The 1,115-nt window shown below is 72.9% G+C and carries 2 pseudogenes; both read right to left on the reverse strand.

The annotated features are described in order from the left end of the window. A pseudogene (locus AB0M27_RS48070) lies at nt 1-642 on the reverse strand (nucleotide sugar dehydrogenase); the annotation flags it as partial. Beyond that, a pseudogene (locus AB0M27_RS48075) lies at nt 639-1,115 on the reverse strand (glycosyltransferase family 2 protein); the annotation flags it as partial. The pseudogenes AB0M27_RS48075 and AB0M27_RS48070, both read right to left, overlap by 4 nt.

Raw genomic sequence — 1,115 nt, forward strand, 5'->3', positions numbered from 1 at the left:
GGCCTCCGCCGTGCCCAGGTCCCAGACGCCGTTGGGGCGGGGCAGGTCCGCGCGCTCGTCGAAGTCGAGCACGGCCTCGTAGAAGGCGGTGCCCGCCGCGCCGGACGCCTCGTCGATGCCGCCGACCAGCTTCGGGTAGCGGCGCAGGTCCGCGAAGACCCGGCCGGTGAGCACCCGCTCCGGGGAGAACACCAGGTGGAAGTCCTCGCCGGGGGTCAGGCCCGAGCCCTCGGCCAGCATCGGCGCCCAGCGCGTACGGGTCGTGCCGACCGGCAGCGTGGTCTCGTAACTGACCAGGGTGCCCGGCTTCAGGCCTGCCGCGATGGCCTTGGTGGCGGCGTCCATCCAGCCGAAGTCCGGGGCGCCCTCGGCGTCCACGAAGAGCGGCACGACGACCACGACGGCGTCGGACGCGGCGACCGCGGCCGTGGTGTCGGTGGTCGCGGAGAGCAGACCGGCACCGACCGTCTCCTTCAGCTTCACGCCGAGGTCGTGCTCGCCGGGGAACGGCTCGGTGGCCGCGTTGACCAGCTCCACGACCCTCTCGTCGACATCCGCCCCGATGACCTGATGGCCCTTGGCGGCGAACTGCACGGCGAGCAGAAGCCCGATCTTGCCGAGCGCGACTACACAGATCTTCATCGGGTCACTTTCCTCTTCAGCCTGGACAGCATGCGGCGCAGCCGGACGCCCATGCGGGGTGGCGGTTCCCACAGCAGCGCCGTCGTGATCACGAGCCGCCCCTTCGGATTCCGGTTGGCCGAGGCCCGGTAGGGCGTGGTCCTCCCCCACCGGCGGGCCAGCGGCAGCGGCAGCCCTCCGGTGCGGACCGGGATCTCGTACGTCGTACCCGCTACGTCGACGTAGACGCGTACCCCGCGCTCGGCCCGGACCCGGTCGACCGGGATGCGGGCGGTCAACAGGGTGCCGGTGCCGTCGGCGGCGGGCTCCCGGGTGAACGCACCGACCGCCTCCGGGCGTACGGCCTTCTCGGGCAGCCTGCGCGCCCCCGGTTTGTCGGCGCTCTTGGGCAGGGCGCCCCGGGCGAGGGCGACGAAGGCGGAGGCGGTGTCGCCGGTGATGCCGATCCGTACCTTCAGGACGAGGGCGAGTCC

Origin of the sequence: Streptomyces sp. NPDC052107 (assembly GCF_040680215.1) — a bacterium.
Taxonomy (GTDB): domain Bacteria; phylum Actinomycetota; class Actinomycetes; order Streptomycetales; family Streptomycetaceae; genus Streptomyces.